19 protein-coding genes are annotated in these 19,752 nt (G+C 65.9%); 10 read left to right on the forward strand and 9 right to left on the reverse strand.

Translation table 11 applies throughout. The annotated features are described in order from the left end of the window. Positions 1–24: 24 nt before the first annotated feature. The 6 genes from OKW87_RS15420 to OKW87_RS15445 form a co-directional block, all read right to left on the reverse strand. Positions 25–1,017: a GGDEF domain-containing protein gene (locus tag OKW87_RS15420; protein WP_265540797.1), complete on the reverse strand. Its 993-nt coding sequence runs from the start codon at positions 1,015–1,017 to the stop codon at positions 25–27. Further along, positions 1,010–1,249 carry a hypothetical protein gene (locus tag OKW87_RS15425; RefSeq protein ID WP_265540798.1) on the reverse strand — a complete coding sequence of 80 codons (240 nt, stop codon included), beginning with the start codon at positions 1,247–1,249 and terminating at the stop codon, positions 1,010–1,012. Before OKW87_RS15425 ends, OKW87_RS15420 begins: the two co-directional genes overlap by 8 nt. A 56-nt stretch (positions 1,250–1,305) precedes the next feature. Next, complete coding sequence (locus tag OKW87_RS15430) at positions 1,306–2,589, reverse strand: hypothetical protein (protein ID WP_265540799.1); 1,284 nt, start codon at positions 2,587–2,589, stop codon at positions 1,306–1,308. 69 nt (positions 2,590–2,658) lie between these two features. Continuing rightward, a complete protein-coding gene (locus tag OKW87_RS15435) occupies positions 2,659–3,618 on the reverse strand; it encodes a helix-turn-helix domain-containing protein (protein WP_265540800.1) in 960 nt (319 codons plus the stop codon). Positions 3,619–3,819: 201 nt separating this feature from the next. Then, positions 3,820–4,098, reverse strand: a complete 279-nt coding sequence (locus tag OKW87_RS15440) for a hypothetical protein (RefSeq protein WP_265540802.1) — start codon at positions 4,096–4,098, stop codon at positions 3,820–3,822. Positions 4,099–4,186: 88 nt separating this feature from the next. Then, on the reverse strand, positions 4,187–4,330 hold the full coding sequence (locus OKW87_RS15445) for a hypothetical protein (RefSeq protein WP_265540803.1): 144 nt from the start codon (positions 4,328–4,330) through the stop codon (positions 4,187–4,189). Positions 4,331–4,625: 295 nt separating this feature from the next. Here OKW87_RS15445 and OKW87_RS15450 point away from each other — a divergent pair, with 295 nt between their 5' ends. From OKW87_RS15450 to OKW87_RS15460, 3 genes are read left to right on the forward strand one after another with little or no spacing between them, the layout of a single operon-like run. Continuing rightward, positions 4,626–6,272, forward strand: coding sequence for a ShlB/FhaC/HecB family hemolysin secretion/activation protein (locus OKW87_RS15450; RefSeq protein ID WP_265540805.1), 1,647 nt, complete (start codon positions 4,626–4,628; stop codon positions 6,270–6,272). 51 nt (positions 6,273–6,323) lie between these two features. After that, positions 6,324–9,119: a two-partner secretion domain-containing protein gene (locus OKW87_RS15455; protein WP_265540806.1), complete on the forward strand. Its 2,796-nt coding sequence runs from the start codon at positions 6,324–6,326 to the stop codon at positions 9,117–9,119. Next, entirely contained in the window at positions 9,116–9,769 is a 654-nt protein-coding gene (locus OKW87_RS15460; protein WP_265540808.1) for a L,D-transpeptidase, read from the forward strand. Before OKW87_RS15455 ends, OKW87_RS15460 begins: the two co-directional genes overlap by 4 nt. Here OKW87_RS15460 and OKW87_RS15465 read toward each other — a convergent pair. Beyond that, complete coding sequence (locus OKW87_RS15465) at positions 9,766–10,716, reverse strand: M48 family metallopeptidase (protein WP_265540809.1); 951 nt, start codon at positions 10,714–10,716, stop codon at positions 9,766–9,768. The genes OKW87_RS15460 and OKW87_RS15465 overlap by 4 nt on opposite strands. A gap of 136 nt (positions 10,717–10,852) precedes the next feature. Beyond that, complete coding sequence (locus OKW87_RS15470; RefSeq protein ID WP_265540811.1) at positions 10,853–12,184, reverse strand: MFS transporter; 1,332 nt, start codon at positions 12,182–12,184, stop codon at positions 10,853–10,855. A gap of 152 nt (positions 12,185–12,336) precedes the next feature. On the opposite strand from OKW87_RS15470, the gene cyoA reads away from it, so the two are divergent. Genes cyoA through OKW87_RS15505 form a run of 7 tightly spaced genes read left to right on the forward strand, consistent with a single transcriptional unit; the run spans position 12,337 to position 18,996 of the window. Further along, positions 12,337–13,449 carry a ubiquinol oxidase subunit II gene (gene cyoA, locus OKW87_RS15475; RefSeq protein WP_443025057.1) on the forward strand — a complete coding sequence of 371 codons (1,113 nt, stop codon included), beginning with the start codon at positions 12,337–12,339 and terminating at the stop codon, positions 13,447–13,449. Then, positions 13,450–15,444 carry a cytochrome o ubiquinol oxidase subunit I gene (gene cyoB, locus OKW87_RS15480; protein ID WP_265540812.1) on the forward strand — a complete coding sequence of 665 codons (1,995 nt, stop codon included), beginning with the start codon at positions 13,450–13,452 and terminating at the stop codon, positions 15,442–15,444. Position 15,445: 1 nt separating this feature from the next. After that, positions 15,446–16,090 carry a cytochrome o ubiquinol oxidase subunit III gene (gene cyoC, locus OKW87_RS15485; protein WP_265540813.1) on the forward strand — a complete coding sequence of 215 codons (645 nt, stop codon included), beginning with the start codon at positions 15,446–15,448 and terminating at the stop codon, positions 16,088–16,090. Further along, positions 16,087–16,455, forward strand: a complete 369-nt coding sequence (cyoD, locus tag OKW87_RS15490) for a cytochrome o ubiquinol oxidase subunit IV (RefSeq protein WP_265540814.1) — start codon at positions 16,087–16,089, stop codon at positions 16,453–16,455. The genes cyoC and cyoD overlap by 4 nt, the downstream gene beginning before the upstream one ends. Next, positions 16,452–17,150, forward strand: coding sequence for an SURF1 family protein (locus OKW87_RS15495; protein ID WP_443025058.1), 699 nt, complete (start codon positions 16,452–16,454; stop codon positions 17,148–17,150). The genes cyoD and OKW87_RS15495 overlap by 4 nt, the downstream gene beginning before the upstream one ends. Next, positions 17,150–18,463, forward strand: coding sequence for an ATP-binding protein (locus OKW87_RS15500; protein ID WP_265540815.1), 1,314 nt, complete (start codon positions 17,150–17,152; stop codon positions 18,461–18,463). Before OKW87_RS15495 ends, OKW87_RS15500 begins: the two co-directional genes overlap by 1 nt. Further along, on the forward strand, positions 18,463–18,996 hold the full coding sequence (locus OKW87_RS15505) for a response regulator transcription factor (RefSeq protein ID WP_265540816.1): 534 nt from the start codon (positions 18,463–18,465) through the stop codon (positions 18,994–18,996). Before OKW87_RS15500 ends, OKW87_RS15505 begins: the two co-directional genes overlap by 1 nt. Before the next feature lie 11 nt (positions 18,997–19,007). On the opposite strand, the gene OKW87_RS15510 is transcribed toward OKW87_RS15505, so the two are convergent. Next, on the reverse strand, positions 19,008–19,742 hold the full coding sequence (locus tag OKW87_RS15510) for a FadR/GntR family transcriptional regulator (protein WP_265540817.1): 735 nt from the start codon (positions 19,740–19,742) through the stop codon (positions 19,008–19,010). Positions 19,743–19,752 lie beyond the last annotated feature (10 nt).

Raw genomic sequence — 19,752 nt, forward strand, 5'->3', positions numbered from 1 at the left:
ATCGTTTCCTGCATCGTCAGGCGATCAGACCCCGATCATCTCAGCAACGCGGGTGCAGTTTCTGCCGCCGGCCTTCGCCGCGTAGAGCATCTTGTCGGTGCGCTCGAGCCAGTCGGGGAAGGAGGCCACGCTGGGGGACAAGGCGGCAACCCCGAAGCTGGCGGTAACGGGGAGCGTCGCACTTTCGGCCAGGTCGAGCGGGCGGAAGGCGATGGCTTCGCGCAGCCGTTCCGCAACGGCGAAAGCTTCGTCGCCTTTGGTTTCGGGCAGCAATATCGCAAACTCTTCTCCACCCAGACGACCGAATATGTCGCTTGGGCGCAAGGTGCTATGGGCGATCGCCACAATGTGGATCAGCACTTGGTCGCCGACCGCATGGCCATGGGTGTCGTTGATTGATTTGAAATGGTCGAGATCGAGCATCGCGAGCGAGGTCGGACGGCCGAAGCGGCGCGCCCGGGCAATTTCGCGCTCAGCCTGCTCCACGAATCCCCGCCGCGTCAGCGCCCCGGTCAGATGGTCGACCTGGGCGATCGTTCTGAGCTCCAGTTCATCGCAGACAATGTTCGCGAGGTTCTGCAGGATCGCGATCTCGGAGTCGCTGAATTCGCGAACACGCGTGTCGATCGCGCATAGCGAGCCGACGTTATAGCCTTCCGCAGTCCGTAGCGGGATTCCGGCATAGCTGCGGATATGGGGCGATCCGACGACCAGCGGGTTGGCGGCGAAACGTGGATCGAGATGCGCATCCTCGACTATCAACGGCTCGCGCTGTTGGATCGTGTGCGTGCAGAAAGCGACAGCACGCGGAGTTTCCGTCGCATCCAGACCGCGGCGCGCCTTGAACCACTGCCGATCGCGGTCGACGAGTGTCACCACCGCCATCGGTACGGACAGGACGGTTCGCACCAGAGTCACGATCTTTTCGAACGGTTCTTCGGGGGCGGTGTCGAGCACGTTCAGCCGGTTCAAGGCAGCGATGCGCGCTGTATCGTCGTGCAGCAGGGGGTCAGTCATGGCGTGAACCCTCCGCGAAGGCCTGGATCGCTGCGGTGAGTTCGGAGGCATAGCTATCGACCAGCGTACGCACGCTCGCCTCGATCATCGCATGCTGCAGGCCTGCCGCCTGCAAGCTGGCGATAAGCGCCGCGAGGTTGGCCTGGTGGCGATTCACGCTGTCCAGCAGTTCAGCCGGAATTTCGATTGGTGCTGCTATACTAGGCTTGGGGCGAAGGTGATCGATACGCACGCGTTACCCTTTTCGGACGAACATCTACTGGCGCTACGCGGTCATGGTTTAGAAATTCAAAAGGGGGCGGTAAGGATTTCTCCAGGCCTGCTGGCGCTCGCCGCATCAGGGCCGCTATCGACGAGCAGCCCCCAGGGCGCGGGGAGATAATCCAGCGACATGTAGAAATAGAAAGCGCACGTACCGTCGCGGCGATAGCTGGCGCCCTTGACGACGCCGAACGCCGTCGTGCCGCTGAAGACGGGGCCGCCGCTGTCGCCGCCCTTGCAGTTCGGGCCGGCGACGGTGACCCAGGTGGGCAGGCAGGCACCGCCGCACAGATCACCGGCCGGCGCAAAATCGAGAAGCTCGATCTCGGCGCAGCTATAGCCGCTGCTCTCGCCGCGATGGCAGACGAAGTCCCCGGCGCGGGTGCTGAGCTTGCTCCGCTGCATCTCTACGGGGCGCGCAATCAAGCGAGCGGTGTCCGAATAGATCAAAGGCCGCTCGGGCGCGGCGCCGGCATGGATTTGGACATCGTGATAGCCCCAGCCCCATTGGCCGACGAAGCTGAGCGGAGTCGCGCGGCGCTGCGGATCGTAATAGGTCATGTTGTCGAGACAATGGGCGGCGGTGGTGATGCCGCTTCGTGCGCCGTCGCTGACGGCATATCCGGTGGTGCATCGATAGCGCTTGCCGTCGTCCGGGTTGATCCCGTCGAGCCGACCGCCGCCATGCAGATCGAGGTTTCTGTCAGTTCGCTCGAGCAGGCGAACCTGGACGGGCACGCCGGTGAGCTTCTCAAGCCTGGCATCGATCGCCGTTGCACCTCCATCGGCGGCGGCGATGGCATTGCCGACGATGACGACCAATTCTCCGGTGCGCGGATCAAGGCCCATCGACGGCGCGCCGGGCAGAGCGGCCCGGATCGCGGCCTGATGATACGTCATAGCCCAGATGACGCGGTCCCGGTTCGCCTTCGCACCGGTGCGGAAGACGATCGGGACCGTCATGCCGCCGACGCGGATCTGAGTCGCCGGGATCGGATGGTCGCCGGTCAGATAGACCACGTAGCGATAATCGGGGCGATGCTGGACCGATATGCCCGCCAGGCGGCTGCGATGGCGCTCGGCGAGCGCGTCGGTTGCCGCGACGCTATCCCGCTGCGCGCGGAGACGCCGGAGCGCCTCGATCGCCGGCACGCCATATTGTCGGGCATATTCGCCGGCGTCCTGGATCAGCGCCGCCTCGCGCGTTTGCACCAGCTGCCCAGCGGCGGGATGCGCCACCAGCACGGCGAACCATAGGAGGTGCAGGCGAAGGATCGCGGTGAGCGTCATCGTCTCGATGTAGGCACGCAACAGGTTACGGCCAAACTCCTGGAACTCGCCTCGCCATGCTTCCTCTAGATGCGGATGGATTGGATTAGCTCAGACCGTCTCGCCGACGCGTAACCAGTCGATGAAGATATCGTGCGCAGCCCTATCCAATTCCCCGCGCATGTTCATGCCGGGCTGTGCTCCACCCGCGAAGGTCGACGGCTTGATGTCTTCGGGTGAGAAGCCGAATCGCTTTTTGAACGCGCTGGTCATTTCGGCGCCGGATGCGAAGCCATAGTCGCGGGCCAGCGCATGGATCGAGCGGGCCTCGCAGGCCGGAGCGCGCAGCGCGGCATACATCCGATCGAGACGGCGCTGCCGGACATAGGCGACCACGCCCCCCATAGGCTCGAACGCGCGATAGAGGCCGCTTCGTGAAATTCCGATCATCCGCGCGACGTCTGCGACGCTCGCCGAAGTAGGCAGCGAAGGCGAATCGAACAGGTGCATCGCTCGACGCCGGATGCTGCGCTGGACCGCATCGGTGTGTAGCGGAGATACGGCACGGTCATGGCCGAGGAAGCGCTCCGCAATTACAAAGGTCGCCTCGACCGCCGCGTTGCCTTCGTCTTCGGTCAGCTCGGAGGCTACCTCGGTGAGCGTGGTGAGGTGCGACGCGATCAATCGCGCGCCTGCGCTGTCTCCCGACAGAGTCAGCCCGTGAAAGTTGCGGGCCAATAGCCAGGAGGGCAGGGCATGGCGCGGCACGATCAGGTTGATGAGATCGACGACGCTTGTCGTGATCGACGAAGGCCGCGCTAGGTCGCGAAACTGAACCGAGCCGCACCCCGATTTTGCGGAGAGGCCCGCAAAGTCTCCGGCACCATCGGAGAAGTTGACGACGATGCTGACATGGTCGAGCCCGGAGCGGCGTGCTCGCTGAGCGTCCCGCACGAAAGTCTGCCCCACCGAGCGCCCGCGACCGAGGACGCTTCCTCCGAAGCGGGTCACCTGGGTCCGGCTGGTAAAGCCGCTACGTCCGCGATTCGGTACCCCGGTCACATCGAACATGTCGGAAATCGAATCGCGATAGATGTCGAACGCGTCGGCTTGCCGTTCCGAAGAGACCGACCAGGCAAGTGCGAGTGGCCGCTGGGACGTGATGATCGCACTCGCTCCGCATGACCCTAAAAAACAACGGTTTAGCAACCGATGTGATCGAGGTCATGCCCATAAATCATGGCGAGGGGGAATCACGTGGCTCGGGCTCAGTTAGGCCGGCATGCTGCGGATTGGCCTCCGTCGAAGCGCTGCTCGAATTTCGGCCGAAACCGCTCCCGGAGCTTCCGCCGAAGCCCGACGACGGGGACCGCCGCCCATTTCATTCTCGCAATTCCGTCCGAACTGGAACTCGCCGCCGCGAACGCCGAGCACGACGGCCCTGGCGAGGAAATTGGCACCGCTCATGCCGATGCTCACAGTGCCGTTCCAGCGGATCGATTTCCCGCTGATCGTCTCGGCATAACAATGGAGGCGCGCGCCTTCGGCCAAGTCGATCGGCGAGCGATCGCGATTGAGCAGATCGTGGACGGGCTCGTTGCCGGTGGCGTTGAACCAGCCGAGCGCTTCCCACCCCCCATCACGTGGTGTCGCGATGGAGTAGCGGGGCCGGAAGCGGGCATTTGTTGAAGAATTGCAGCTGGCGACGCACCTGCGCCTCGGCGGTGGTCGACAGCATCATTGCCGCCGCGACGCCTGCGGCGGCCAAAATGGCGAGTTTCATAGGATTCGCCAGAGACGAAATTACCGAGCGTCCCAATTTTGAGGTGCCGAGCGTGCGCGCGCCGTCGCCCATCTCGACGTAAAGTTCCCCTCCGGAAACATTTCAGACATCCGGTTTTATACTGAGCGCCGACATTCGCTTCGTTAATCCTATCGGTAGCAAAGGAAGTAATCCGACGCATTATGCGGCGGCCTGATCTTGCATATTACTTGCCTCCTCTGCTTGCTGCGGGGGGTCGCAAGCGGCCCATTTCGCGGCACATCCTCGCGAGGCAGTCTTGCTCAGAACCGGACTTATGACTGCGGCCCTGCTTGCATCGGCATCCGCGGCGCATGCTCAATCCACCAGCGCCGGCGGTCAGCTTCAGCAGATCCCGCCCGCACCGGACATTCCCCGCGCGGCGCCCGACATCCAGTTCGCGCCGCCAGCGGCAACGCCGGACGAAGCGCCGGCCGGAGCCACGATGCGAGTCGACACGCTGCGCGTGACCGGCGCGACGCTGTTCACCCCCGAATCGCTGATCGTCGCGAGCGGCTTCCAGCCGGGCAGCGAGCTTACCTTGCCCGAGATGCGCACGATCGCGGCCCGCATTTCCGCATATTATCACGCCCGCGGCTATTTCCTGGCGCAGGCTTATGTGCCGCAGCAGGATGCCCAGTCGGGCGCGGTCACGATCCCGGTGATCGAAGGCCGCTACGGCGCGATCGGCGTCACCAACAGCACGAACCTGTCGGACGGCGTCGCGAGGGGCATCCTGCGCGGGCTGGACAGCGGCGACATCGTCGCCAACGCGCCGCTCGAGCGCCGGCTGCTGCTGCTTTCGGACTTGCCCGGCATTCGGGTCCGCTCGACGCTTGCGCCCGGCGCCGCGGTCGGCACGTCGGATCTGGCAGTCGACATCACGCCAGGCCGCCGCCTCACCGGCAGCGTCGAGGCCGACAATTCGGGCAATCGCTACACCGGCGAATATCGGCTGGGCGGCACCGTCAATCTCAACAACGCGCTGGGCATCGGCGACCAGCTGAGCGTCCGGATCCTCGCCTCCACTGGTGGGCTGGCCTATGGCCGCGCTTCCTATCAGGCGCCGCTGGGCAATCTCACGCTCGGCGTGGCCTATGCCCGCATTCGTTACCAGCTGGGCCGCGAATTCGAGAATCTCGATGCCGACGGTACGGCGGACGTTGCCAGCGCCTATGCCAGCTATCCGCTGATCCGCTCGCGCGACGCCAACCTCTATGCGCTCGCCACGATCGAGGCGAAGTGGTTCGAAGACAGTATTGGCCTGGTCTCGGCGCGCTCGAACAAGAAGAGCCGGGTCGCCACGCTGGGCTTCGCGGCCGATGCGCATGACGATTTCGGCGGCGGCGGTTGGAGCAATCTCTCGGCAGGCTGGCATTTCGGCGAGCTCGATATCGAGAGTGCGCTCGAACGCGCAGCCGATGCGGCGACCGCGCGTACCGACGGCGGCTTCAACAAGATCGCGTTCGGCGCGTCGCGGCTGCAGACGCTAAGCGGCCCGCTGTCGCTGTTCGCCTCGCTGCGCGGGCAGATCGCCTTCGACAATCTCGACACATCAGAGAAGATGGAGTTGGGCGGCGCGTACGGCGTGCGCGCCTATCCCGAGGGCGAGGCGTTCGGCGACCAGGGCTATATCGGCACCGCCGAAGCGCGGCTGATGCTCGGCCAATGGGCGAGCTTCGTGCCCGGACAGCTCCAGGCATCGGCATTCATCGACGTCGGCCAGGTCGATTATGCGCACGAGCCCTGGTTCGCCGGGCGCAACCGCAGCCATCGCAGCGGCGCGGGCGTCGCGCTGGGCTGGACCGGCCCCGACGGGCTGCTGCTCAAGGCCAGCTACGCGCATCGCCTGGGGGATCAGCGAGTCACTTCGGGGCCCGATCGCTCGGGCCGCTTCTGGTTCCAGATCGTCAAAATCTTCTGACGGGCACGCCGCATTTCCGCGGCGTACCGCCAACAACCAAGGACCGTCAGCATGAATATCATCGGTGCCCGTAGCGCGCTCTTCACCTCCACCGCGCTCGCGCGCTTCGCCAGACTGACGATCTGGGGACTGGCGGGCTCGCTGGGTCTCGCGTCGGTGGCGCAGGCGCAGGGGCTGCCGACCGGCGGCACCGTATCGGCGGGCAGCGCGACCATCGCTAACGGGCCGGGCTCGGTGACGATCGACCAATCGAGCCAGGCCGCGGCGATCAACTGGGACAGCTTCGGCATCGCCGAGGGCAATAGCGTGACGTTCAACCAGCCGAATGCCAGCGCGGTCGCGCTCAACCGCGTACTCGGCAGCGATCCTTCGGTGATCCTGGGCAACCTCAACGCCAATGGCCAGGTCTTCCTGGTCAATCCGAACGGGGTGCTGTTCGGCCAGGGCGCGCAGGTCAACGTCGGCGGTCTCATCGCGTCGACGCTGGACGTGAGCGATGCCGATTTCATGGCCGGGCGCTATAATTTCGCGGGCTCCAGCCGGGCGGCGGTGCTCAATCGCGGCTCGATCCAGGCCGCCGACGGCGGCTATGTCGCGCTGTTGGGCGCCGATGTGAGCAACCAGGGGCTGATCGTCGCGCGGCTGGGCACCGTCGCGCTCGCCGCCGGCCAGGGCGTGACGCTCGACGTGGTGGGGGACGGGCTGCTCAACGTGGCGGTCGATACCGGCGCGGTGCAGGCGCTGGTCAGCAATGGCGGGATGATCCGCGCCGATGGCGGCAAGGTCGTGCTCACCGCGCAGGCGGCGGGGCAATTGCTCCGCACCGCGGTCAACAATAGCGGCGTCATCGAAGCCCGCACGCTGGAGAGCCGCAGCGGCACCATCCTGTTGCTCGGCGACATGCAGAGCGGCACTGCGAACATCGACGGGACGCTGGATGCCAGCGCGCCGAACGGTGGCGATGGCGGCTTCATCGAGACTTCGGCCGCGACCGTGCGCGTCGCAGACGGGGTGCGCGTCACCACCGCCGCGGCTTCGGGCCAGACCGGCACCTGGCTGATCGATCCGGCAGACTTCATCATCGCGCCGACAGGCGGCAACATCACCGGCGCCACGCTTTCGGCGCAGCTCGTCACCAGCAGCGTCGTGATCAGCACGGTGACGCCCGATTCGACCGGCGGGAACGGCGACATCTTCGTCAACGATGCCGTCGCCTGGACTGCATCGGGCGTGCCCACCACGCTGACGATGAACGCCTTTCGCGATGCGAACATCAATGCAGCGATCACTGCGACCAACGGCAATGTCGTGGTGTGCTGCGGCCGGGACGTGAACGTCAACGCGCCGATCACGACGACCAACGGCAGCATCCTGCTCAACGCCGGCCGCGACGTGCGGGTGTTCCACGCGCTGACCACGACCGACGGCAACATCGCCTTGTGCGCGGGGCATGACGTTCACATCGAAGCGGCGATCAGCCTGACGCGGGGCTCGACCATCCCGGCACAGGCGCTCGGTCTGCCGGTCGGCCTCACGCTGATCGCCGGCGGCGACGGCACCGGGCCGGGCGTCGGCGGCGGCACGCTGACCTTCGCGCCGCTCAGTCCGCCGGTCACGGTCGTCGTGGCGCCGGTGACGATCAACTATAACCCCGTTTCCTATGCGGCGCCGACCGACTTCTCGACCAATTTCGTGCTCACCGAAGGCGCGTCGCTGACCCAGCGGATGCTGTTGTTCCCCAATGGCGACAAGGTGTTCGACGGCAGCGCGAGCACCGTGCTTACCGGCTTCAATTCGACGGCGATTTCGGGGATCCCGACCGGTGTCACGTTGGTCGCGGGGCCCGCCGCCTCGGCCACGTTCAGTGGATCGGCGGTCGGTTCGGGGCTCGGCATCACCTATAGCGGCTATAGTCTGGGCGGACCCAATGCCGGGCTATATGCACTGGCCGGGACCTGTTGCGTCTCGACCTTCGCGACGACCGGGACGATCAGCGCAGCGCCGGTGGTGATTCCCCCGGTGATCCCACCCGTGGTCGTGCCGCCGGTCATCCCGCCCATCGTCGTCCCGCCGGTCGTCGAGCCGCCAATTGTGCCGCCAGTCGTGGTGCCCCCCGTCGTCGTGCCGCCGGTCGCGCCGCCAGTCGTAGTCCCGCCGGTCGAGCCACCGGTGGTGGTCCCGCCGATCGTGGTACCGCCTGTGATACCCCCGGTGGTTGTGCCGCCGGTCGTCGTCGTTCCACCGGCGGTGGTGGTGCCTCCGGTGGTGGTGCCGCCCGTGGTTGTGCCGCCGGTAGTGGTGCCGCCCGTCGTGGTTCCACCTGTGGTGGTCGCGCCCCCGGTCGTGCCGCCGGTCGTGGTTCCGCCTGTCGTCCCGCCGGTAGTCGTGGTGCCCCCGATCGTGGTCCCGCCCGTGGTGCCGCCGGTAGTCGTACCCCCCGTTATTGTCCCGCCGGTTGTGGTGCCGCCCGTGGTGCAGCCGCCCATCGTGGCTCCACCCGTCGTCCCGCCGGTCGTCGTGACCCCGCCGGTGGTCGACGCACCCGTCATCGTGGTGCCGGTGCCGATCGAGACGGTGCAGGAAGCGCAACCGCTCCAGCCCATAGGCAATGCGTTGACCGGAATTGGGGCGCTCGTGTCGGTCCAGCCGGTCAGCGCGCCGGTCAGCGTCATCGGAAATGGCGTGAACATGCCCGCGACCCAGCAGGCATGGCGCGCACCCGAAGCGCCGGTCCAGCAGGTCGAGGACGATCGCCCGGTCAGCCGCACCGGCACCGCGCCAGCCGGCAAGGCCTTCCTGCCGGCGCCCGTCGTGCCGGTCTATCCGCGCAAGCAGGCGCGGCATTGAGTCTGCTGCTCGCGCTGCTGGCGGCGGGCTTTGCCCCGCCGTCTGTGGCGCGAGGTTCGCAGGTCGCAGCAGCCGAGCAGTCGCGGATCGACTTCAAGGGGCAAGCCGCTTCGAGCGAGGCGCGCGAGGTGGCGCACTGGGCGCTCGGCTCCGGCGACAGCCGCGGCCTGCCGTTCATGATCATCGACAAGCGCGCCGCCAAGGTCTTCCTGTTCGACAAGGAAGGTCGTCTGCTCGGCGCTGCGCCTGCGCTGCTCGGGCTGGGCAATGGGGACGATAGCGTGCCCGGCATCGGTCAGCGGCGTCTCGCGACGATCACCCCGGTTGAGCGGACCACCCCCGCGGGCCGATTTCAGGCATCGTTGGGGCATGATTTCGAGCAGGACATCCTGTGGATCGATTATGCCTCGGCGCTTTCGCTGCACCGGGTGATCAGCGGTAATCCCAAGGATCGCCGACGCGCGCGGCTCGCCTCGGCGACAGCCGCGGACAATCGCATATCCTTTGGCTGCATCAATGTGCCGGCGGCCTTCTACGACGATGTCGTCGTGCCCGCATTCACGGCTACGGTGGGGATCGTCTACATCCTGCCGGAGACCAAGCCGATCGACGCGGTGTTCTCGGGCATAAGCCGCAACTCGAGCCGCTAGATCGCGGCGATCGCTGCCTCGAGCAGCCGCAGCCGGCGCTTCGTCGTCGGATGAGTCGGCGCCGCCCGGGCGCTGGGCCCGTCGGCGTCGAGCAGCATTGCCAGAAACGGCACCGCCTGGCCGAGATCATAGCCTGCCGCCCGCGCCATCGTGACCGCGAACCGATCGGCCGCCTCTTCGTCCGCGCGTCCCTTGGCGGATCCCTCTCCGGAAACCGGCAGCAGGCTGGGCGCGCCGCCGGCCATGGCGCTGTCGTGGCGATGGCCGAGGAGGTTGTGACCCATTTCATGCGCGATCACGAGCGCGAGCTGGTCGTCGGTGCTGCATTTGTCGAGGATCGCGGTCGTGACGACGACACGCTCACCATCGGCCCATGCGTTGACCTCCACCCCGGCGATGAGTTCGACGTTCGAGGCACAGCCGAGCATCGCGGCAAACCGCACGTCCTTCGGTCCCGCAGAGTTCGACACGCGCAGGATGACCGGCCCCTTCTGCAGCTCGTCCACAAGGATCTTGCCTGCCGGCTCCTCGGAGTTGGCGCGCAATGCCCTGCCGTTGACCGAAATCAGCTGATCGTTGGCGGCAAGGCCGGCTACATCGGCCGGGCTACCTGCCACTACCGCCATCACTCCGACATGCGCGTAGAGCCCATAGTGCCGCGCCGCCTCTTCGCGGTCGGCGGGAGCATATTGGCTGCGCTGATGCAGCGTGAACCCCAGCTGGGGCGCGGTTGCCGCGCGGCAGACCGGGCTACGCGTAGCCAGCTGATAGGCGACCGTCGCCAAACGCAAATCCTGCTGGCGGAGAAGTTCGAAGCGGTTCGTCGCGGAAACATGTGGCGCCCCAAGCGCCGCGATTCCGATCGCGAGCGCCGTGATCAGGAAGCGTACGACGCGGCCCGTGACCGAGCGGCGGGGCAGGGAGCCGGGCGAATCTGGTAAATGCATTCCTAACGGTAGGGCATGCCGCAGCAGGGCAACACATCGAATAGGGGTCTTTGCGGCGCTGTGCCGGGGCGGCACAGAAGCCGCCTCTATTCACGCTATCAGTAATCGGCCGGCGGATTGGTGATCGAGCCCGCGCTCATTCCGACTTCCGCGCCCATTCCTTGTTGATAGCGAGCGCCGCCAGGGTGCAGACCGCGCCGGAGAGCAGATAGGCGCCGACCGACCAGAGGCCGAAGCGACTGGCAAGGAAAAGTGCGACCAGCGGCGCGAAGCCCGCGCCGATCAGCCAGGCCGAATTGGCGACGATCGCTGCGCCGGTATAGCGATGCTGCGGGGGGAAGCTGCCGTTCGTGACGCCCGAAGACTGGCCGAAGGCGAGGCCAAGCAGCGCGAAGCCGACCATCATGTAGATCGTCTCGCCGAAGCCCCCGGCGTCCAGCAGCTGCGGTGCAAAGCCGCTATAGGCACCGATCAGCACGGCTGAGACGCCCAGCACGGCCCGCCGCCCGACTCGATCGGCGATCAGACCCGACGCCAGGATCGCCAGCACGCAGACGATCGTCCCGGCGGCCTCGATCAGCAGGAAGCGGACCGGCTCTTCGCGCGAATAGAGTGTGACCCACGAGAGCGGGAACACTGTGACCAGGTGAAAAAGCGCAAAGCTCGCAAGCGGGGCGAAGGCACCGAGCAGGATCGTGCGCCATTCCTGGAAGAGCGTCGCGAAGGCCGGGGAGGGCTGCAGCTCGCGGCTTTCGAACAGGCGCTGGAACTCCGGCGTCGCGACCAGCCGCAGCCGCGCGAACAAGGCGACGACGTTGATCGCCAGCACCACGAAGAAGGGATAGCGCCACCCCCAGCTGAGGAAGTCCTCGGGAGAGAGGATCGCCAGGAAATAAGCGAACAGGCCCGATGCCACGAGCAGGCCGAGCGGTGCGCCGAGCTGCGGGATCATCGCATACCAGCCGCGGCGCTCGCGCGGGGCGTTGAGCGAAAGCAAGGAGGGCAGCCCGTCCCAGGCGCCGCCCAATGCGATGCCCTGGCCGAAGCGGAACAGGCCGAGCAGCACCGCCGAAAGCGTACCCACCTGATTGTAGCTGGGCAGCAAGGCGATCGCCATCGTCGAGCCGCCGAGCAGAAACAAGGCGATCGTCAGCTTGACGCCGCGGCCGTAATTCCGATCGACCCACATGAAGATCAGCGTGCCGAACGGCCGCGCGATGAAGGCGAGCGAGAAGAGCGCGAAGGAATAGAGCGTGCCGGTGACCGGATCGACATAGGGAAAGACCAGCGCCGGGAAGACCAGCACCGAGGCGATCGCATAGACGAAGAAGTCGAAAAACTCGCTCGTCCGCCCGACGATGACGCCGATCGCGATCTCGCCGGGAGCGATCTTGTGCTCGCGCGCATTGACCAGCCGCGCATCGCGCTCGAGTGGCGTCGAGTTCGACGCAGCAGTCGGTGCAGTCATGCCGTCTTGCTCCTGCGGGAAGCTCCCGCTTATAACCTATAGCCGTCCACGCGCGGATCGGCACCTAGATTCCCCTGCCGCACCCGGGCGGGCAGGGGCATTGGACAAAATGTCCAATGTAGCGGCAAACGTGCTACGCGTAACGCGCTGCCATGCGCCAACCCATGCCCCTCGCCGGCCGTCTGGGCCTAACCCTGCTGCTCCCGCTGCTGGGGCTGCTCGCCGGCTGCCAGGGCGAGGTGCTCGACCCTGCGGGCGACGTGGCGCTGCAGCAGCGCAACCTGATCTATGTCTCCACCGCATTGATGCTGCTGATCATCGTGCCGGTGATGATCCTGATCGTGCTGTTCGCCTGGCGCTATCGCAAGGGCAACAAGGGCGCGACCTACGATCCGCATTTCGACCATTCGACGTCGCTCGAGCTGGTGATCTGGTCGGCGCCTCTGCTGATCATCATCGCGCTGGGTGCGCTCACCTGGTCGAGCACGCATCTGCTCGATCCGTTCCGCCCGCTCGATCGGATCGCGGCCGGCAAGGCGATCGATCCGACCGCGAAGCCGCTGCGTGTGCAGGTGGTGGCGCTCGACTGGAAATGGCTGTTCATCTATCCCGAGCAGGGTATCGCGACGGTCAACGAGCTTGCGCTGCCGGTCGATCGGCAGGTGCGCTTCGACATCACCTCCACCAACATGATGAACACCTTCTACGCGCCGACGATGGCGGGGATGGTCTATGCCATGCCGGGCATGCAGAGCACGCTGCACGCGGTGCTCAATCGGCCGGGCGATTTCCAGGGCATGTCGGCCAATTATAGCGGCGCCGGTTTCTCGGACATGCGCTTCAAGCTGCGCGGGCTGCCGGCGGGCGAGTTCGACGCCTGGGTGGCGCGGGTCAAGGCGGCGCGCTTGCCGCTCTCGATCCCCAACTATCTCCTGCTCGAAAAGCCGAGCGAGAAAGTGCCGGCGATGTATTTCGCCGCGGTCCAGCCCGATCTGTTCGACCGCGTCGTCAATCGCTGCGTGGCACCGGGCACCCGGTGCATGAAGGATGTGATGGCGCACGACCAGAAGCGCGGCGCCGGCGAACCGCATTCGATGCAGCCCGTCGAGGGCATGCCGGGGCGCCACACCGCCCCGCCACCCGCGGGCGCGAAGCCCGAGGGCGCGCTGTTCAAGGAAGGCGCCGAGAAATCCAGCGGTGAAAGCGTCACCCCTCCGCCAGGCGCGCAGGGCAGCCCTTCACCGAATTCGCCCCAGGAGCGTTAAATGTCCACCGAAAGCCTGGCGCGCACGATCTTCGGTCGGCTCAGCCTCGAGTCGTTCCCGATCCATGAACCGATCCTCCTCGTCACCTTCGTCGTCGTCGTCCTGCTTGGCGGCGCGGTCGTGGGCGCAGTCACCAAGTTCCAGCTATGGGGCTGGCTGTGGCGCGAGTGGTTCACCAGCGTCGATCACAAGAAGATCGGGATCATGTATATGATCCTGGGGATCATCATGCTGCTGCGCGGCTTTGCCGATGCGCTGATGATGCGCGCGCAGCAGGCGATGGCGTTCGGCGGCAACGAGGGATATCTCAACGCCCACCATTACGACCAGATCTTCACCGCGCACGGCACGATCATGATCTTCTTCGTGGCGATCCCGCTGGTGGTGGGGATCGTCAATTTCGTCATGCCGCTCCAGATCGGCGCGCGTGACGTGGCCTTTCCCTATCTCAACAATCTGAGCTTCTGGCTGACGGTCGCCGGTGCCTTGCTTGTCATGATTTCGCTGTTCGTCGGTGAGTTCAGCCGAGCGGGGTGGCTCAATTATGTGCCCGTTTCGAACCTGGAGAATAGTCCGGATACCGGACCGGACTATTATCTATGGGCGCTGCAGATAGCCGGGGTCGGGACGACCCTTTCCGCGATCAACATGGTCGCGACGATCATCAAGATGCGCGCGCCGGGCATGACGATGATGAAGATGCCCGTCTTCTGCTGGACCGCATTGTGCAGCAACGTGCTGGCGATCGCGATCTTCCCGGTGCTGACCGGCGCCTTCGCGCTGCTGATGCTCGATCGCTATGTGGGGACCAATTTCTTCACCAACGATCTCGGCGGCAATCCGATGATGTACTGGAACCTGGTGTGGATCTGGGGGCATCCGGAGGTCTATGTCCTCGTCCTGCCGGTGTTCGGCATCTATTCCGAAATCACCTCGACCTTTTCGGGCAAGCGGCTGTTCGGCTATTCGTCGATGGTCTATGCCACCGTGGTCATCACGATCCTGTCCTACCTGGTGTGGCTGCATCACTTCTTCACGATGGGATCGGGGGCGAGCGTCAACAGCTTCTTCGGCATCGCGACGATGGTGATCGCGATTCCGACGGGCGCCAAGATCTTCAACTGGCTGTTCACGATGTATCGCGGCGAGATCCGCTTCGATCTGCCGATGATGTGGGTCGTCGCCTTCATGCTGACCTTCGTGGTCGGCGGGATGACCGGCGTGCTGCTGGCAGTGCCGCCGGCCGACTTCGTGCTCCACAATTCGCTGTTCCTGGTCGCGCATTTCCACAATGTGATCATCGGCGGCGTCGTGTTCGGGCTGTTCGCCGGGATGGTCTATTGGTTCCCCAAGGCGTTCGGCTTCAAGCTCGATCCGTGGTGGGGCCAGGTCGGTTTCTGGGGCTGGGTGATCGGCTATTGGGTTGCCTGGACGCCGATCTACATCGTCGGGCTGATGGGTACGACGCGGCGCGTGCGCCACTTCGACGATCCCTCGCTGCAGATCTGGTTCGTCATCGCCGCGGTGGGCGCGGTCATCATCCTGATCGGCATTCTCGGCTTCGTGATGAGCATCGTCATGGGCGTGGTGCGGCGCGATCAGTTGCGGGATACGACCGGCGATCCGTGGAACGGGCGTACGCTCGAATGGTCCACGACCTCGCCGCCGCCCGCCTATAACTTCGCCTTCACCCCGGTCGTCCACGATCTCGACGCCTGGTACGACATGAAGGACCGCGGGCACGAGCGCCCGGCAGCCGGTTATCGCCCGATCCACATGCCGCGCAACACCGGCACCGGCGTGATCGTCTCGGCGCTGGCGCTGGCCGTGGGTTTCGCGATGGTCTGGTATATCTGGTGGCTGGCGGCCTTGAGCTTCGTCGCACTGATCGTCGTGTCGATCGCCCACACGTTCAACTACGACCGCGACTATTTCATCCCGGCCGACGAGGTGGCCCGCGAAGAGCGCGCGCATCTCGCGGCGGCGGAGGCCTGACATGAGCAGCCAGACCATGACCATGGACGCGGGCGTGCCCGAGAAGCCCAACTTCTACGTCCTCGAAGAAGACGGCCACGCGCACGGCAGCACCGGCGCGACGATGCTGGGCTTCTGGATCTACCTGATGAGCGATGCGCTGATCTTCGCGACGCTCTTCGCCACCTATGGCGTGCTCAGCACCAGCTATGCCGGCGGCCCCACGCCGAGCGAAATCTTCCAGCTGCCGCTGGTGGCGCTCAATACGGCGATGCTGCTGCTCTCGTCGATCACCTTCGGCATGGCGACGATCGACATGGAGGCGGGGCATGTGCGCCGCACCCAGGCCTGGCTCGCCGTCACCGCCTTGTTCGGCCTGGCCTTCGTCGGGATCGAGCTGTACGAGTTCGCGCACCTGATCGCCGAGGGCGCGACGCCGCAGCGCAGCGCCTTCCTCTCGGCATTCTTCACGCTGGTCGGCACGCATGGGCTGCACGTCACCGTCGGGCTGGTCTGGATCGGCGTGATGCTGGTCCAGGTCGGCCAGCGCGGGCTGATCCCAGAGAATATGCGACGGATGATGTGCCTGGGCATGTTCTGGCATCTGCTCGACGTGGTCTGGATCGGTGTCTTCACCTTCGTCTATCTGCTCGGAGTCCTGCGATGAGCGCGCCCCACGACACCGCCCACACGCTCGAACATGGGCACGGCACCCGGCGCGGCTATCTGATCGGCTTCGCGCTGTCGGTCGTGCTCACTGCGATCCCCTTCTGGCTGGTGATGACCGGCGCGATCGCGGATGCGCAGACCACGGCGCTCGTCGTGGTCGCGCTCGCCGTCGCGCAGATTGTCGTGCACACGATCTTCTTCCTCCACGTCAACACGCGCTCGGAGGGTGGCTGGACGCTGCTGGCGACGGTGTTCACCCTGGTCATCGTACTGATCGTGATCGCGGGCTCGATGTGGATCATGTACCATCTCAACAGCAACATGATGCCGATGCCGGGCGGGGGCACGTCCCCGAACCCGTGAGCCTTGGCCATAGACGAGCGCTGTTCGCCAGCCTTTGCCTGCTGCTCGCAGCCGCCTTCGCTGCGCTCGGCGTCTGGCAAATCGAGCGGCGCGCCTGGAAGCTCGATCTGATCGCGAAGGTGGAGGCGCGGATCCACGCCCCGCCGCGGGCCTTGCCGGCTGCGGCCGAATGGCGCGACGACCTTGCTTATACGCGGGTGCGCGTGACGGGTGTTTTCCTCCACGAGGCCGAGGCGCTGGTCCAAGCGGTGACCGATCTGGGGCCGGGCTGGTGGGTGGAGACTCCGCTGCGGACCGACAAAGGCGTGGTCCTCGTCAATCGCGGCTTCGTGCCCTCGGAGCGTAAAGCGCCCGAGACACGGCGGGCGGGCATGCCGCTGGGTCCGGTTGGCGTCACCGGCTTGCTTCGCGCGAGCGAGCCCGGCGGGGGCTTCCTGCGCGCCAACGATCCGGCGGCCGATCGCTGGCACTCGCGCGACGTCGCCGCGATTGCGCAGGCGCGCGGCCTGGGGCCGGTCGCGCCCTTCTTCATCGATGCCGACGCGTCCGCGAATCCCGGCGGCTATCCCGTCGGCGGCCTGACGGTGGTCGCCTTTCGCAACAACCATCTGGTCTATGCATTGACCTGGTTCGGTCTGGCCGCATTGTCGCTCTCCGGGGCGGCGCTACTGCTCGGCACGAGAGGGAGACGCTGATGGATAGGCCGCTCCTCGCGCTGACCCGGCGGGGGATCGCCCGCCCGGGTCCGTCGCCTGACGCCGCCGCGACCGAGAATATGCGCCAGCTGGTCCAGTTGCGCTGGATCGCCGTGGTCGGGCAGCTGGTAACGATCCTGGCGGTGGACAAGGGGCTTGGCGTGCCGTTGCCGCTGGCGCCGATGCTGGGCCTCGTAGCGCTGCTCGGCTTGGCAAATCTGGTCGGGATGTTCCTGCTGTCTAGGCACCGCGTGACCAATGTCGAGATCATGCTGGCGCTGCTGCTCGACATGGGGGCGCTCGCTGCCCAGCTCTATCTAAGCGGCGGGGCCACCAATCCCTTCATCTCGCTCTTCCTGCTCCAAGTCGTGCTAGGCGCCATCCTTCTCGAAGTCTGGTCGGTATGGGTGCTCGTGGCGGCGGCGACGGTCTGCTATGCCGGGCTTGCGATAAACCATCGTCCGCTGGTGCTTCCGCCCGAACTGGCACCCGACTTGGCCAGTCTCTTCACGCTCGGGGCGTGGATTAATTTCGTCCTGATCGGGGCGCTGCTGGGGCTGTTCACGACTCGAATCTCGCGCAACTTGCGCGCGCGTGACCAATATCTCGCGGATCTGCGCGAGCGTGCCGCCGAAGAGGATGGCATCGTCCGGATGGGGCTGTTCGCGAGCGGTGCGGCGCACGAACTGGGCACGCCGCTCGCGTCGTTGTCGGTCATTCTCGGCGACTGGCGGCGCATGCCGCGGCTCGCGCAGGATCCCGAACTGCTGGGCGAGCTGGAGGAAATGGAAGCCGAGGTGCGACGCTGCAAGGCGATCGTCACCGACATCCTCCATTCCGCGGGAGAACCGCGCAGCGAGGCGATCGAGAGCGTCGATGCCTTTCATTTTCTCGACGAGGCAGTTGCGGCCTGGCGCCCGACGCACGCCGCGGTCGCGCTGGACTATGCCTGTAGCGATCTGAGCGGCGCGGCTTTGTTCGCCGGCGTGTCGCTGCGGCAGGCACTCTGGAACCTGCTCGACAATGCCGCGGAGGCTTCTGAGCATGGCATTCGCCTGGTGGTGACGCGCGACGACGAAATGCTCCGCATTTCGGTCATCGACAGCGGGCCCGGCTTCTCGACGGCGCAGCTGGCGATCGTCGGCAAGCCCTCGACGTCGCGCAAGGGGGCGGGGCACGGCGTCGGGCTGTTCCTCGCGGCCAATGTCGCCCGCAGGCTTGGCGGGCGGCTGGAGGCTAGCAATCGGGCGCAGGGCGGTGCCGAAGTCAGCCTTGTGCTGCCGCTTGTCGCCAAGCCTGCGCAGGAGGGATGATGGATTCGCAACGACATCTGGTGATCGTCGATGACGATGCCGCCTTCGCCCGGGCGCTGCAGCGTTCGTTCGAACGCCGCGGATATGCGGTGCGCGTGGCCCGCAGCCCGGAGGAACTCGACACGCTTTTGGACGCCGAGGTGCCGGGCTATGCAGTCGTCGACCTGAAGCTGGGGACGGCCTCCGGTCTGCCCTGCATCCAGCGGCTGCATGCGAAGGATCCGGCGATGCTGATCGTGGTCCTCACCGGCTTTGCCAGCATCGCGACCGCGGTCGAGGCGATCAAGCTGGGCGCATCGCATTATCTCGCCAAGCCGGCGAACACCGATGATATCGAGGCCGCGTTCAGCAAGGCTGCGGGGGACCCTGGGGCCCCGATCGAAGGCCGCGCCACCTCGATAAAGACGCTCGAATGGGAACGGATCAACGAGACGCTGGTCGAAACCGACTTCAACATCTCCGAGACCGCGCGGAGGCTGGGGATGCATCGCCGCACCCTGGCGCGCAAACTGGAAAAGCGCCCGATCCGATAGGCGGCGCTCCGCTACGCCACCAGCGCATGGGGCCGATAGCGCGCGATGCTTTTCTGGATATGGGCGCGGGCAGCCTCACGCGCCGCCTGGGCATCCCCGGTTTCGATCGCGGCGTATATTGCGCGATGATCGGCGTTTATCGCGCGCGCATACGTCTGGTGCGTCGCGGCGTCGCTATCCTGCAGATATACCCGGCGCGACGGGACCAGCCGCACGCCCAGAAAATCGGTGAAGCGCAGATAATAGTCGTTTTGCGTGGCGCGGGCGATGGCGGCGTGGAACGCGGTATCCGCCGCGACCGAGCCGTCGACTTCGGTGCTGGCGTCCATATCCGCAAGGCTGCGACGCATCTCCTGCAGTTCGCTGCCGGTGCGGCGTTGCGCGGCGAGAAATGCCATCTCGGTCTCGAACCCCATTCGCATCTCAAGCAGCTTGATAACGTCGTCAATCTCGCTGATCTCGTCCGCGGTAACCTGGAACGCCCGGTACCGCGCGCCGTTGGCGACGAAGGCGCCCGAGCCCCGCCGCGAGACAAGCAGACCCCGGGCGGACAGCCGCGCAAAAGCCTCGCGGACCACCGGCCGGCTTACGCCAAATGCCTCGACGATCGCCATTTCGGTCGGGAAGCGCGCGCCGGGCGGCATGGTCCCGGTCTCGATCTGCTCTTCGAACCGCCGGACCAGATCGTCGGCCAATGACGCCGCCTTGGTGATGCCCACGGCTAGCCGATCCGCCGCGAAGCGCACGCCCGGCCCG

Source organism: Sphingomonas sp. M1-B02 (genome assembly GCF_026167525.1).
Taxonomy (GTDB): Bacteria; Pseudomonadota; Alphaproteobacteria; order Sphingomonadales; family Sphingomonadaceae; genus Sphingomonas.

What these genes read in the sequence shown, in the direction of transcription:
- OKW87_RS15505 (WP_265540816.1), top strand. Translation starts at nt 18,463, where the DNA reads ATGGATTCGCAACGACATCTGGTGATCGTCGATGACGATGCCGCCTTC.
- OKW87_RS15435 (WP_265540800.1), bottom strand. Translation starts at nt 3,618, where the DNA reads ATGTTCGATGTGACCGGGGTACCGAATCGCGGACGTAGCGGCTTTACC.
- OKW87_RS15455 (WP_265540806.1), top strand. Translation starts at nt 6,324, where the DNA reads ATGAATATCATCGGTGCCCGTAGCGCGCTCTTCACCTCCACCGCGCTC.
- OKW87_RS15470 (WP_265540811.1), bottom strand. Translation starts at nt 12,184, where the DNA reads ATGACTGCACCGACTGCTGCGTCGAACTCGACGCCACTCGAGCGCGAT.
- OKW87_RS15450 (WP_265540805.1), top strand. Translation starts at nt 4,626, where the DNA reads ATGACTGCGGCCCTGCTTGCATCGGCATCCGCGGCGCATGCTCAATCC.
- cyoD (WP_265540814.1), top strand. Translation starts at nt 16,087, where the DNA reads ATGAGCGCGCCCCACGACACCGCCCACACGCTCGAACATGGGCACGGC.
- cyoB (WP_265540812.1), top strand. Translation starts at nt 13,450, where the DNA reads ATGTCCACCGAAAGCCTGGCGCGCACGATCTTCGGTCGGCTCAGCCTC.
- cyoC (WP_265540813.1), top strand. Translation starts at nt 15,446, where the DNA reads ATGAGCAGCCAGACCATGACCATGGACGCGGGCGTGCCCGAGAAGCCC.
- OKW87_RS15445 (WP_265540803.1), bottom strand. Translation starts at nt 4,330, where the DNA reads ATGAAACTCGCCATTTTGGCCGCCGCAGGCGTCGCGGCGGCAATGATG.
- OKW87_RS15465 (WP_265540809.1), bottom strand. Translation starts at nt 10,716, where the DNA reads ATGCATTTACCAGATTCGCCCGGCTCCCTGCCCCGCCGCTCGGTCACG.
- OKW87_RS15420 (WP_265540797.1), bottom strand. Translation starts at nt 1,017, where the DNA reads ATGACTGACCCCCTGCTGCACGACGATACAGCGCGCATCGCTGCCTTG.
- OKW87_RS15500 (WP_265540815.1), top strand. Translation starts at nt 17,150, where the DNA reads ATGGATAGGCCGCTCCTCGCGCTGACCCGGCGGGGGATCGCCCGCCCG.
- cyoA (WP_443025057.1), top strand. Translation starts at nt 12,337, where the DNA reads ATGCGCCAACCCATGCCCCTCGCCGGCCGTCTGGGCCTAACCCTGCTG.